Raw genomic sequence first — 13,484 nt, 5'->3', positions numbered from 1 at the left:
TGACTGGCCATCATGCGTTTGTTATTCAATTCAGCCGCTTAGCTTGGTTCTAAGCTATAGCCAATTATTTGTAATAGTTGGCTTGAATGTCCTTTTCCCCTCCCCAATATTTCTATTACAATCAGAAACAATCTCAACGTACAGTGAGCCCCACCTCGCCTAAGGCGTAGCTCGGGTAATGCTAATGGAGCGCTAATGAGCAACGTAAAACACTGCAACCTACTAATTCTTGGTTCTGGCCCTGCGGGCTACACCGCGGCAGTTTATGCTGCACGTGCCAACCTAAAACCAGTACTGGTTACCGGTATGCAGCAAGGTGGTCAGCTAACCACAACAACTGAAGTTGAAAACTGGCCTGGGGATCCGGAAGGTTTAACCGGCCCGGCATTGATGGAACGCATGAAAGAGCATGCAGAACGTTTTGAGACTGAAATGCTGTTTGATCACATCAACGAAGTGGATTTCAGTCAGCGTCCATTCCGCCTAAAAGGCGATAGCAGCGAATACACTTGCGATGCTTTAATTATCTCTACAGGTGCATCGGCTAAATATCTTGGTTTAGAGTCTGAGGAAGCGTTTAAAGGTCGCGGCGTATCGGCGTGTGCAACTTGTGACGGTTTCTTCTATCGCAATCAGAAAGTCGCCGTTGTCGGTGGTGGTAATACCGCCGTTGAAGAAGCCTTGTATCTTTCAAACATTGCCGCTGAAGTGCATCTTATTCACCGTCGTGATAGTTTCCGTGCGGAAAAAATCCTCATCAACCGTCTAATGGACAAAGTTGAAAACGGTAATATTATTTTGCATACCGACCGCACTTTGGAAGAAGTTGTGGGTGACGATATGGGTGTAACAGGCGTTCGCTTGAAAGATACCCAATCTGACACCATCGAAGAGTTAGCCGTAATGGGCGCATTTATCGCTATTGGCCACCAGCCAAACACCGCGATTTTTGACGGTCAGTTAGAAATGAAAGATGGCTACATCGTTGTTAAATCAGGACTTGATGGCAACGCAACCCAAACCAGTATCGAAGGTATCTTCGCTGCGGGTGATGTCATGGACCATAATTACCGCCAAGCAATCACCTCAGCAGGCACGGGCTGTATGGCCGCATTGGACGCAGAACGCTACCTCGATAGCCTAGCTGACAAAGCGTAAAATCGCCCTCAGCCGAGTTTACTCACATTTTTTCACTAAATCCCTAAAGCCCTGCGGTATTACCGCGGGGCTTTCTTTTGTATACTCAACCGTTCACAAATAATAAAAAACAGCAGTAAGCCTTCATAATGGATAAAAAGAAACAACGCGGCTTGAACAAGTGGCTTCGAGAGCAAAGTAAACTGGCTAAGCGCTGGCTACTCCTTGCTGTCGGTTTAGGCGTACTTTCAAGTGTTCTCCTTTTGGGGCAAGCAGCATTGCTCGCTTCCATCCTTCATCAATTGATCATCGAACAAGTCGATAAGTCAGCGCTTATTGGCCAGTTTGCCACATTAGCGATTACCATCGCGTTGCGTGCCCTATGCTCATGGGGACGTGAAATTGCTGGTTACCGCTGTGGTGAACAAATTCGCATCTACATTCGCCAGTTGATTCTCGACAAACTGCGCGAACTCGGCCCTGCTTACATCAAAGGTAAGCCCGCAGGCTCTTGGGCTACCCTCCTGCTTGAGCAAGTGGAAGAGATGCACGATTTCTTCGCTCGCTATCTGCCGCAGATGTCTTTAGCGGTCATGGTGCCTTTTATTATTCTCGTGGTCGTCTTCCCTGTTAACTGGGCTGCCGGGGTAATCTTCTTACTCACCGCACCATTAGTTCCGCTATTTATGGCTTTAGTCGGCATTAAAGCTGCCGATGCGGGACAAAAAAACTTTAAAGCCTTGCAACGTCTCTCAGGTCATTTCTACGATCGTCTACAGTCGATGACCACCATTCGCTTATTTGACCGTACCAAAGCAGAAACAGAATTGATGCAAGGTGCTTCCGAAGTGTTCCGCTCACGCACAATGGAAGTATTACGTATTGCCTTTCTCTCTTCTGCAGTATTGGAATTCTTTACGTCGATCTCGATTGCCTTGACCGCGGTTTACTTTGGCTTTGCCTTCATTGGTGAACTTAACTTTGGTGGTTACGGCGCAGCCGTGACTCTGTTTGCCGGTATGTTTGTCTTGATCCTTGCGCCTGAATTTTATCAACCGCTTCGCGATCTCGGCACCTTCTATCACGCCAAACAACAAGCGGTCGCCGCTGCAGAAAGTATCGTAGAATTTCTAGATACTGATGTTACTGCAGTAAAATCAGGCGATAAGCCACTGCAAAATCCAACCCACATCACCATCAAAGCAACCGATTTAGAAGTGTTTAGCTTAGAGGGTAAAAAACTGCTCGGCCCTATTTCGTTTGAATTGCGTCCACAACAAACCACCGCTCTCGTGGGTCCAAGTGGCGCGGGTAAAACCAGCTTAGTGAATGCGATTTTAGGCTTTTTACCTTACCAAGGCTCTTTAACCATTAATGGGATTGAACGTACCGAGCTGAACCTAGCCGATTGGCGCAAACATATTAGCTGGGTTGGACAAAACCCATTGTTGGTGCACGGCACGATTCGTGACAACATCACGCTAGGTAAAGATGATCTTAGCGAAGCAGTCATCAAGCAAGCGTTGCAAGACTCGTTCGCCGCTGAATTTGTTGACCTGCATGGCCTTGATTATCCGGTCTCTGATCGCTCTGGCGGACTTTCCGTTGGTCAGGCGCAGCGTTTAGCACTGGCTCGAGCCATGCTGCAAAATGGCCAGTTCTGGCTATTAGATGAACCAACAGCCAGCCTTGATGCGCGTAGTGAACACCTTGTTACCCAAGGTCTCAATAACCAAATCCAAGAGCGAAGTGCGCTTATCGTGACTCACCAATTGGCCCCTCTGCAAAACGTGGAACAAATTCTGGTAATGCAAGACGGCCAAATCGTTCAAGCCGGAACGTTTGAACAGCTCTCTCAAACCGATGGCTTATTCCAACAAATGCTATCGGCCAATCAAGCCATGCAACACAGCAACGAGGGGAACTTAGATGCGTGATTTACTTCCCTACTTAAAACTGTACCGCAAACATTGGTTTGGCCTTACTTTAGGTATGCTACTTGCGCTGCTTACCGTCGGCGCTTCTATCGGTTTGCTAACGCTTTCCGGTTGGTTCTTATCTGCGGCAGCAGTAGCAGGTTTAACCATTGCCCGTGAAACGTTCAACTACATGCTGCCCGGCGCCTTTGTCCGTGGCTGTGCGATGGGTAGAACCGCTGGTCGTTGGGGTGAGCGCGTTGTTAGCCATAATGCAACGTTTAAACTGCTCACCGATCTGCGTATTTTCTTCTTTAAAAAACTTGCCCCTCTCGTGCCGGGTAAAGTGGCTAATTTACGTGATGCTGACCTGCTTAACCGCCTAGTCGCTGATATTGATGCAATGGACCATGTCTATCTGCGTCTTATCAATCCGGTTGTGGTTGGTGTGTTCGGCGTTGCTGCCTTAACCGCGGTTTTATATTGGTTTGATGCCACCCTTGGTTTAACGCTTGGCGGCATATTGCTGACTCTTCTCATCGTTTGGCCAATTTTATTCTACAAATTAGGCAAACGTAACGGCAGTGAACTAACGCAAAACAAAGCAGATTTTCGTATTACCACACTAGATTGGTTACAAGGCTACAGTGAGCTGACCCTGTTTGGTGCTGAAGAGCGCTACCGCAATGCGATTTACTCTGCGCAGGAAAAGCTACTAAAAAACCAACTGGTCAATGCGCACTTCTCTGGCTTGGCTCAAGCGCTATTGATGCTGGCAAATGGTTGGACATTAGTTCTGATGCTCTGGCTTGCAGCCGATGGTGTCGCAGGTGCCAAACCTGATCCAATGATTGCTCTATTTGCCTTCGCGACGATGGCCAGTGTTGAACTGCTAATGCCGATTGCAGGTGCTTTCCAGCATTTAGGTAAAACGCTAACCTCAGCTCGTCGCCTTAACGAAGTGATCTTAGCCGAACCAGAAGTTCAGTTCCCAGAAAGCCCAATTGCTCATGATGGTCAGTTTAGCGTCGAATATCGTGATGTTAGCTTCACCTACCCTGATGGCAACCAACCCGTCGTGGAGCAAGTGAACCTTCATATTCCAGCAAAACATCGCATGGCGATTGTTGGTCAAACGGGTTCAGGAAAATCAACCCTAATCCAACTGTTGACGCGCTACTGGGATGTGAATCAAGGGCAGTTACTGATCGCCGGCAAACCGATTCAACAGTGGAGTGAATCGCAACTGCGTGCCGCCGTTACTGTGGTCAGTCAACGTGTTGATGTGCTAAATGGCACGTTACGCGACAACTTAATCCTGGCTAAACCGGATGCTGATGACGAAGAAATCAGCCTTGCCCTGCACAAGGTTGGCTTGAGCAAACTATTACAAGGCGATACTCCAGAGAAAAGTGGTTTAGATGCTTGGCTTGGTGATGGTGGTCGTCAACTTTCCGGTGGTGAAAAGCGCCGTATTGGTATTGCTCGTGCATTGCTGCATAACGCGCCAATCCTACTGCTAGATGAACCCACCGAAGGTTTGGATAAACAGACTGAGCAACAAATCATGCGCCTGTTTGAGCAGCACTTCGCTGATAAAACCGTGCTGTTTATTACCCACCGTTTGGTCAATCTCGACAAGATGGATACGGTGTGTCTGATTGAAGATGGTCACGTCATCGAGCATGGTTCGCATCGTGATTTATTAGCGCAAAAAGGCCGTTATTACGCGCTTAATCAAACGCTATAACTAATACAGGCTAACTGCCACTATCTAACCTCAAAGGCCGAACTTATTGATTCGGCCTTTTTCCTCTCTGCTCTCCTCGCTTCTCAATTCTCAATTCTCAATTCTCAATTCTCAATTCTCAATTCTCTAGAGTTATTTCACCTCCTCGCTTGTGAAAATCGCTTTTTTAGCACAAGCTGATAATTAACACATTTATAACATCCATTACATCACTGGTAATAATCGGTGAAGGAGATTGCCAAGATTGCCTCTTAGCAAACGGCCAAACAAACAAGGTGTATTCGCCTCATCGAACAACAAGACAATTCAAGATAAAAGCTCTATAGAAGCCCAGCAGCCAAGCTAACCAGCAATGACTGATTTCTTCACTGTGACGACCTTAGCAGAGCACAACGGCCACCAAAGGCACAGCTAAGTGATTCAATAAGGAGATTGGAAATGACAAGCTTTGCTTTGCATTTTGACCATGATGAATACCAACAGCGCTTGGTTAAAGTTCGTCATTCGATGGCAGAGAAAAACATCGACGTATTGATCATTCACGACCCGTCAAACATGTCGTGGTTGACGGGATACGACGGCTGGTCATTTTATGTGCCTCAATGCGTGGTGATTGGCCCATCTGATGATCCGGTTTGGTTTGGTCGCTGCCAAGATGCCAATGGTGCTTACCGCACGGTCTATATGTCTGCCGAGAACATCGCCTATTACCCCGATCACTATGTGATGAATCCACCGCTACATCCAATGGCCTATCTCGTCGAGAGTGTTCTACAGCCAAGATTGTGGGATCGCGGCAGAATTGGGGTGGAAAAAGACAACTACTATTTCAGTGCCACGGCGTTCGAATCTCTTAGCGACAATTTGCCTAATGCCAGCTTGGTTGATGCCACAGGGCTAGTGAACTGGTGTCGTGCAGTCAAATCAGAGACTGAACTTAACTATATGTATCGCGCCGCGCGGATTGTCGAAAACATGCATAGAGTCGCTTTTGACATGATTGAGCCGGGTTTGCCAAAACATCATTTAGTCGCCGAGCTCAATCGCCAAGCGATTTTGGGCCATGAAGATCATTTTGGCGACTACACCGCAATCGTGCCGCTATTACCTTCAGGGGCAGATGCCTCCGCCCCCCATTTAACCTGGGATGATCGCCCTTTTCGTAAAGGTGAAGGGACATTCTTTGAGATCGCCGGAGCGCATCGGCGCTACCACTGCCCGCTCTCTCGCACTATTTTTCTTGGAGAGCCCAGTGACAAATTCAAACGCGCCGATCATGCCCTAACAAAAGCCTTAGAAGCGGGTATCGAAGCGGCCCGACCGGGCAATACCTGCGCAGAAGTGGCGCAAACCCTCAATCGCATTCTCGATAAAGCCGGATTCTCACGCCAAGGCGCTCGTTGTGGTTATCCCATAGGCTTGAGCTATCCACCCGATTGGGGCGAGCGCACCATGAGCCTGCGTGATAGCGACAACACGATTTTACAGGAAGGCATGACCTTTCATCTCATGCCGGGACTATGGTTTGAAGATTGGGGGCTCGAAACGACCGAAAGTATCGTGATCACCAAGCAAGGAGCCAAAACTTTGTGCGACTTTCCTCGTCATCTTTTTATCAAACATTAAGCCTCTACATCCAGCCGAAACAGCAAGGAGAACCGCTATGCGCTTAGATAAATACGACATGAAAATACTGCAAATTCTTCAGCATGATGGCCGTATTACTAAGTCGCAATTGGCGAAGCAAATCAACCTTTCCATTAGTCCTTGCTGGGAACGGGTGAAAAAACTGGAGCAGGCAGGCATCATTCAAGGATACGGCGCAAAAATCTCACTTAGCGAAACCAACAAGTGCACCACGGTTCTCGTGGAAATTTCGCTAAAACAGCACAACGCACAAGCGTTTAAACAGTTTGAGCAACAAGTGATTAAAACCGATGAAGTATTAGAATGTTACGCAACGGGGGGCGGCATTGACTATGTGGTAAAACTAAAGTGTGCTGACATCGACCAATACCAACGTTGTATCGACCGCTGGCTCGAATCAAATATGGGCATTGAGCGCTATTACACCTACATTGTGACTAAGATCGTCAAGCAACCAAAGCAAGTGATCGCCATCAATGAGGACGAAGCCGGCGTCATTCACCACTCCGAAGCCACAACGCGAAACTAGTTCAAATTCAGCCAGCCAAACTCGAACCGTCTACTCACGAAAACGTACGCCATTTCAGAAAATTCACCACGTTTAACGCTTATTACAGAAAAAAATCACACCGCTTCTCGCCTAAGGTTTAACTATGAAAGCCGTTGACTTGGTGTCTCCTTCAATCAGCCAGCTTCTTTCAAACGGTGAGTACACGCCATGATTATCTAAAACGTTTTACCGCCTCTCGGCTGTCGCTGTACTCACGCTTCTCTGTTAGAAAATAGACAAGTTGGAGGATTTGCCATGAGCACAGCTCGACGATTTGTTATTGAAGAAACCAAAGCCACACATGAAATGATGGCTGCCCTTACAGATGTGCGTCTGGTCCGTAACCTTGCCTACATTAATGGCAAGTGGATAAGTGGCGAGCAGTTTAATCCAGTTTATAACCCTGCCAGCGATGAAATAGTTGGTTACTCAACACAACTCAGTTGTGAGCAAATGGAACAAGCGGTTCTTGAGGCCGATAATGCCTTTAAACCTTGGCGACAATTACAAGCCGATCAACGTGGCGAATATCTGATGCGCTGGTACCAACTGATCCTTGAAGCCAAGCAAGACCTCGCCCATTTGATGGTGATAGAGCAAGGGAAAACCTACAGCGAAGCGCTGGGTGAAATTGAATATGGCGCCTCTTTTGTCCGCTGGTTTGCCGAAGAAGCAAGACGTAGTTATGGCGAAACCATTCCTAGCCACATTCCCAACGCACAACTCTCGACCATTCGTGAGCCCATTGGCGTAGCGGCGCTCATTACCCCGTGGAATTTTCCTAATGCGATGATCACGCGTAAAGCCGCCGCTGCTATGGCAATTGGCTGCCCTGTATTAATCAAACCTGCCAGTGAAACGCCCTTTTCCGCACTCGCCTTAGCCGAACTCGCTGACCGAGCGGGTATTCCCGCGGGGATATTCAATATCGTAACGGGTAAAGCCAGCACCTTTTCTCATGTCGTGTGTCAATCCGATAAGGTCAAAGCGCTCTCCTTCACTGGCTCTACACCGATTGGCAAGCTGCTACTGAGTGATGCCGCCAGCACCGTTAAAAAATGCAGTATGGAATTAGGGGGCAACGCGCCGTTTATCGTCTTACCTGATATGGATATTGCCCAAGCGGCTCAGGCTGCTGCAGATGCAAAATTTCAAACCTCCGGTCAAGATTGCCTGGCTGCAAATCGCATCTTCGTTCACCACACGCACTACGATGCCTTTCTCGAACATTTCGCTCAACATGTTGAGCAGCAAGTGGTTGGCAACGGTTTAGACCCCGATGTCACCGTTGGCCCGCTGATTAATCGAAAAGCGGCTGAAAAAGCGATGCAATTGCTCAACGATGCACTGTCAAAAGGGGCGCGCATCGTCGCACAGAGTCCTTCCGCAAAAGGTCATACTTCAACCAGAGGTAACTTCTTCTCACCGACCCTTTTAGCCGATGTCACACCCGATATGGCGGTGTATCGAGAAGAGAATTTCTGCCCGTTAGCGGCAGTATTGCCTTACCACGATATAGACCAAGTAATTGAAATGGGTAATGACACTGAATATGGCCTCGCCGCCTATGTCTATGGTCATGATATTCACGATATATGGCGCTGCATGCGCGGCTTAGAGTTTGGCATGATCAGCGTAAATTCGGTGAAAATGACCGGTCATCCCATTCCCTTTGGTGGCATGAAACAATCCGGTCTTGGCCGCGAAGGTAGCCAGCACGGCTTTGATGAGTTCAGCGAAATTAAATATTGCTGCTTGGGCGCGCTACCAACAGCTAGCGGCAGCTGAATATAAGAATAAAGTGGTGACCCTTTTCACCTTTAAAATTTTCACAATGCCTCTTTCACCGTAAAACAGGTGACGTAAAAAAGTAAATTTAGATAACGCTGCGGTTGTAATCTCCCTCTCGATTCAACCCGTAGCCCGACAATTAGGAGTGTTTTTAGATGGATAACAAAACTCAACAATTGCTCGATAGCGATCGCCAGCATGTTTTTCATGCCTCAACTCATCTCAAACAATATGCGCATGGCGAAGTTCCGGGTCGGATCATTACCGGCGCGAGTGGCATTCGCATTCATGACTCCTGCGGCAACGAATTGATCGATGGGTTTGCTGGTTTATACTGCGTCAATATCGGTTATGGTCGTGAAGAAATGGCTGAGGCCATTTACGAGCAAGCGAAAAAACTCGCCTACTATCACACCTATGTCGGTCATACCAATGAAGCGCTGGTTACATTATCTGAGCGTATTATTAATATGGCCCCTTCAGGCATGAGCAAAGTTTATTACGGCATGTCTGGTAGCGACGCAAATGAAACCCAACTCAAACTGGTTTGGTATTACAACAATGTATTAGGTCGCCCAGAGAAGAAAAAAATCATCTCTCGCGAGCGAGGCTACCATGGTTCAAGCATCGCTTCTGGCTCAATGACCGGCTTACCGCTGTTTCACGCCCATTTTGATTTGCCGCTTGAGCGCATTAAGCACACCATTTCCCCCTACTACTACCATCGCCGTGATGACTCAATGAGTGAGCTAGAGTTCTCCGCTTATTGCGCTTATCAATTAGAGGCAATGATTCTTGAAGAAGGACCGGAAACGGTAGCGGCCATGATTGCCGAACCAGTACTAGGCACAGGAGGAATTGTTCCACCACCAGAAGGTTATTGGTCTGCGATTCGACAAGTGCTCGATAAGTATGATGTGTTATTAATTGCCGATGAAGTGGTGTGCGGTTTTGGCCGAATCGGATCTCCGTTTGGTTCGATTCACTACGAAATGCGTCCCGATCTGATCACCATTGCGAAAGGGCTCACCTCGGCTTATCAGCCGCTTTCTGGGGTAATTGTTGGCGATAAAGTCTGGCAAATATTGGAAAACGGCACCGATAACTGGGGCGCATTTGGTCACGGCTATACCTATTCAGGCCATCCACTTGGCGCGGCGGCGGCCAACTGTAATCTGGACATTATTGAACGGGAAAACCTGATCCAAAAAGCGGCGGACAACGGCGCTTATTTACAGCATCGCATGGCAGAAACCTTCGCTGACCACCCGATTATTGGTGATTCACGTGGCGTAGGGATGTTACACGCGCTAGAATTTTCATCACAGAGAGAGCGTCGTATGGCGTTTGATCCCGACATGAAAGTCGGCCCAATGATTGCTGCAGCATGTGGCGAAGCTGGCCTTATCGCCAGAGCAATGCCTCATGGCGACATTTTAGGCTTTGCTCCTCCACTCATCGCCACCAAAGACGACATCGACATGATCGTTGAAAAAGCCCATCACGCCATCAACAAGGTCACCGATCATCTGGTCACCAGCAAACAATGGCAGGTGATTAGGCTTGATTAGCGTAAATAGGATATTAAAGGCTCAATTTATGAGCCTTTAATATCAATGCTAACTTCTACTTAAATATAAAGACTCACAACAATCGACGCTTATTTAAACAAATAGAACTTTATATAATAGAACTAACTTTACTCCCACCAATTAGTGAATATAATGCGCTCCCTTTCATATTAAAGTTAACCTTTACAATATATTCATGAGAACATTTTTTATTACCGCCGCCATCGTGGCTAGTCTTTCAGGTTGTGCAACAATCCTCACTGGCAGTGAAACATCAGTACGCGTAAAGCCCGTTGGAGTTCAGGGTGGATATTCAAATATTGAGTGCAAAGTCGAAAATGCAAATAGCACCGAATACGCACAAGGTCGCAACGATCGAGTTTTTATCGATCGTGACTCAAGCGATCTAGATGTATTCTGTGAATCGCCATACCAAGAGGGTTCAATCACCGTTGAAAGTGATTTCCGTCAAAGTATGCTGGTTTTAGACATTCTTTGGGATCTGTGTCTTTTCACATTATCGTGCCCAATTGATCTAGCGACTGGTAATTTCTATACATATGATGAAAACGTGAATGTAGAGATGTTCAATAAAGAAGGCATTATTATTCCAGATCGCCAACCAGTGTTGACGCCATATGCCCTACCTCAACAACCTCAACCTCAACCTCAAGCGCAACCCGTCAATATTACAATCAATAATAACTAGCATAAAAGGCAGCTTATAGAGCTGCCTTTTATTATTACATCCGGAATGAACTACTCAGAGCTAATTTTTTCGTTATTGCAACTTGTATTTATGCAGTAAGTCGAGCGAGATATGGCAGTAATCGTTCGGGTGATTTGTCAGCCGGTCTTGATGCTCTAAATCACTCTTAACGTAATTGTGCATTGGCAAGACTTCCACGACGATCTTGTTTGCATCACTGCGCTGCGCAATATACTGTTTTACTTGAGAGAGATGAGCAGCGTTGGTGCTATAGACGCCCGTTCGATACTTCTCGCCCACATCATTGCCTTGCTTATTAAGGCTATATGGGTCGATGATCTCAAAGAAAAAATCCATCAACTGAGCTATCGATACCTGCTGTGGATCAAACAGTGTTCGCACACATTCCGCATAACCATCATAAGGCGTACTTGTTGTATCACTGCTGCCATTCACTCGTCCGGCTTCAGTGCTCATCACTCCCGGTAGGTGGCGCATGAATTCTTGTACGCCCCACAAACAACCACCAGCGAAATAGATTTCTTGCATCATCGTCTCCAATAAAACCAAGTATGTAAGCTCAAATTCTTTATCAAACCGCCCTTTCACCCACCGTTTAAATTAGCCTTTATTGGGTTGGTTAGGCCACCATTTCCTGCCTAAATGCAGTAAGCTTAAACTGACCATCACCCACGCACAACCGATGAGAGTATCGATAAATCGCCACTGAATCAAAAATTCATCGCCGCCACTTTGCAGCATCGCCAGATCGACCACCAGCAACACAAATATACTCATTAACCAGCTAAAAATCATGTAATTTTGGCGAAGAAACATCGGCATAAAAAGGGCTGATAACACAATAATAAAGGACAACAGTGCGCTCGGGAAAAAGACCACCACAATATAGGCACTGATCACCCCCAACAAGGTTCCGGCAGTTCGCATCCAAATCTTACGCCAAGCGGTCACCGTATCCACATTCATCACAAATAGAACCGTCAAACCAACCCACGAGACATGCTGAGCATTAAGCCATTGCGCACTCAAAATCGAAACCAGAACAGTGATCGGTAGCGTCATACCATACAGTGGGCCATTGATCTTCCCAGAACGCAGTTGTTGCCATTCATCCACCAGTGACCACCCATTGACCTGAGTGGCAAAATAGCGAGCTTGTAGAATGGTTAGAATCAATGCCAACACTCCGCCACAAAAGAAAGCAACACCCGTCATCAACGTAACCGGGCTTCCAACCGCCTCAAGTACAAACGCCGCCGCGACAAACTTTCCTAGTAACGAGAAATATTTTTGTTCTATTGTTGGCTGACCAGCCAAATAACTGATAACCACAAGCACGATAATCGCCAGTTCGAAGTGACCGACCAATAACGTACCCACAGCGCCGGCGAGTATGACTAATGCCACTCCGCCGATCATCGCTATCGCCTGATGCTTAACATGGCTACGAGGATCGAGCCTCAAGGTAAATAGAGCGCCAAGAGTAATAAACACCACAATTTGGCTCTCAATCCAAGGTTGTAATAACAGAGGCAACCCAACTGCAGTTGCATATAAAACGCCGCGAATCCAATCATCTTTACTTGGTTTTGTTAGCACTACGATCTCCAAGTATTTTTTTGCACAATAAAGTGGCAAAAAACATCTTAATTTAGATACTCGAAGCATGACACAACCACGGAAAACAACAACAAAGAACCAACCATGAATATACAAACGACACGGGGCACAGAGCGGGATAGTCTAAGCAACCACGCTCTTTGAGAAAAGCGGTTAACCAACTGAACGTTTGCTGGCAAGCTTAACCACCTGCTTAGTCCACTTATCTCTTTGTACTATCGTAGAGTTAATGACAGGGCCAATGTAAGTCGCAGAGACACGTTTGAAGCCGCTAAATTTTAGAATAGTACGCTCTAACTGCTTAACCACTGGATTACCTTGAAACCAACGATAGTAAAATGGTGGAGAGTCCATGGTGACAATCACATCGGCTGTGCGCCCTTTGAGCAACCTTTCCGGTATGGTTTTATTTTCCAAAAATTTGAAGGCGAAGCCGGGTAAAAAGGTTCGGTCAATTAAACCTTTCAATTTAGCAGGCATTCCGCCCCACCAAACGGGTAAAACAAATACCACATGCTCCGCCCATAAGATCGCTTGTTGAAAGTCGACCAAATCCGGCTCAAGCGCCTGAATCTCGTCGTAGCCACTGGTCAGGTCACAATCAAACTCAAGCTCATGTAACGAGATAAGTTTCACTTCATTATGCTTGCTCGAAGCGATATAACTGTTAACCAGTTCAGCGCAAAAACTATCAGGTTTTGGGTTACCGTTGACGACTAAAATTTTCTTACACATCATATTACTCCCTATAAAACCATAAGCTTACCGCTTG

Annotated in this window: 11 protein-coding genes; 8 read left to right on the top strand and 3 right to left on the bottom strand. The window is 46.8% G+C overall.

Going from position 1 to position 13,484, the window contains the following annotated elements:
- The first annotated feature begins 195 nt into the window (after nucleotides 1-195).
- The 8 genes from trxB (at nucleotide 196) to RH88_RS12760 (ending at nucleotide 11,071) form a co-directional block, all read left to right on the top strand.
- Entirely contained in the window at nucleotides 196-1,158 is a 963-nt protein-coding gene (trxB, locus tag RH88_RS12795) for a thioredoxin-disulfide reductase (RefSeq protein ID WP_005596573.1), read from the top strand.
- Nucleotides 1,159-1,286: 128 nt separating this feature from the next.
- Entirely contained in the window at nucleotides 1,287-3,074 is a 1,788-nt protein-coding gene (gene cydD, locus RH88_RS12790) for a heme ABC transporter permease/ATP-binding protein CydD (protein ID WP_005596571.1), read from the top strand.
- Complete coding sequence (gene cydC / locus RH88_RS12785; protein ID WP_005596569.1) at nucleotides 3,067-4,803, top strand: heme ABC transporter ATP-binding protein/permease CydC; 1,737 nt, start codon at nucleotides 3,067-3,069, stop codon at nucleotides 4,801-4,803. Before cydD ends, cydC begins: the two co-directional genes overlap by 8 nt.
- Nucleotides 4,804-5,241: 438 nt before the next feature.
- Nucleotides 5,242-6,429, top strand: coding sequence for a M24 family metallopeptidase (locus RH88_RS12780; protein ID WP_005596566.1), 1,188 nt, complete (start codon nucleotides 5,242-5,244; stop codon nucleotides 6,427-6,429).
- A 37-nt stretch (nucleotides 6,430-6,466) separates the two neighbouring features.
- Entirely contained in the window at nucleotides 6,467-6,979 is a 513-nt protein-coding gene (locus tag RH88_RS12775) for an Lrp/AsnC family transcriptional regulator (protein WP_005596565.1), read from the top strand.
- A 276-nt stretch (nucleotides 6,980-7,255) separates the two neighbouring features.
- On the top strand, nucleotides 7,256-8,788 hold the full coding sequence (locus tag RH88_RS12770) for an NAD-dependent succinate-semialdehyde dehydrogenase (RefSeq protein WP_005596563.1): 1,533 nt from the start codon (nucleotides 7,256-7,258) through the stop codon (nucleotides 8,786-8,788).
- Nucleotides 8,789-8,946: 158 nt separating this feature from the next.
- Nucleotides 8,947-10,362 carry an aspartate aminotransferase family protein gene (locus RH88_RS12765; protein ID WP_005596561.1) on the top strand — a complete coding sequence of 472 codons (1,416 nt, stop codon included), beginning with the start codon at nucleotides 8,947-8,949 and terminating at the stop codon, nucleotides 10,360-10,362.
- A gap of 196 nt (nucleotides 10,363-10,558) precedes the next feature.
- On the top strand, nucleotides 10,559-11,071 hold the full coding sequence (locus tag RH88_RS12760; RefSeq protein ID WP_005596559.1) for a hypothetical protein: 513 nt from the start codon (nucleotides 10,559-10,561) through the stop codon (nucleotides 11,069-11,071).
- Between the two features lie 72 nt (nucleotides 11,072-11,143).
- On the opposite strand, the gene RH88_RS12755 is transcribed toward RH88_RS12760, so the two are convergent.
- The 3 genes from RH88_RS12755 to RH88_RS12745 form a co-directional block, all read right to left on the bottom strand.
- Nucleotides 11,144-11,620 (bottom strand): peptide-methionine (S)-S-oxide reductase, encoded by a 477-nt coding sequence (locus RH88_RS12755; RefSeq protein ID WP_005596558.1) that lies wholly within the window; start codon nucleotides 11,618-11,620, stop codon nucleotides 11,144-11,146.
- Between the two features lie 72 nt (nucleotides 11,621-11,692).
- Nucleotides 11,693-12,691: an FUSC family protein gene (locus tag RH88_RS12750; RefSeq protein ID WP_005596555.1), complete on the bottom strand. Its 999-nt coding sequence runs from the start codon at nucleotides 12,689-12,691 to the stop codon at nucleotides 11,693-11,695.
- A 174-nt stretch (nucleotides 12,692-12,865) separates the two neighbouring features.
- On the bottom strand, nucleotides 12,866-13,450 hold the full coding sequence (locus RH88_RS12745) for an NAD(P)H-dependent oxidoreductase (protein ID WP_338131495.1): 585 nt from the start codon (nucleotides 13,448-13,450) through the stop codon (nucleotides 12,866-12,868).
- Between the last annotated feature and the right edge of the window lie 34 nt (nucleotides 13,451-13,484).

Origin of the sequence: Vibrio scophthalmi LMG 19158 (assembly GCF_000222585.1) — a bacterium.
Classification (GTDB): Bacteria; Pseudomonadota; Gammaproteobacteria; order Enterobacterales; family Vibrionaceae; genus Vibrio; species Vibrio scophthalmi.
This window is presented reverse-complemented; position numbering and strand designations above follow the sequence as displayed.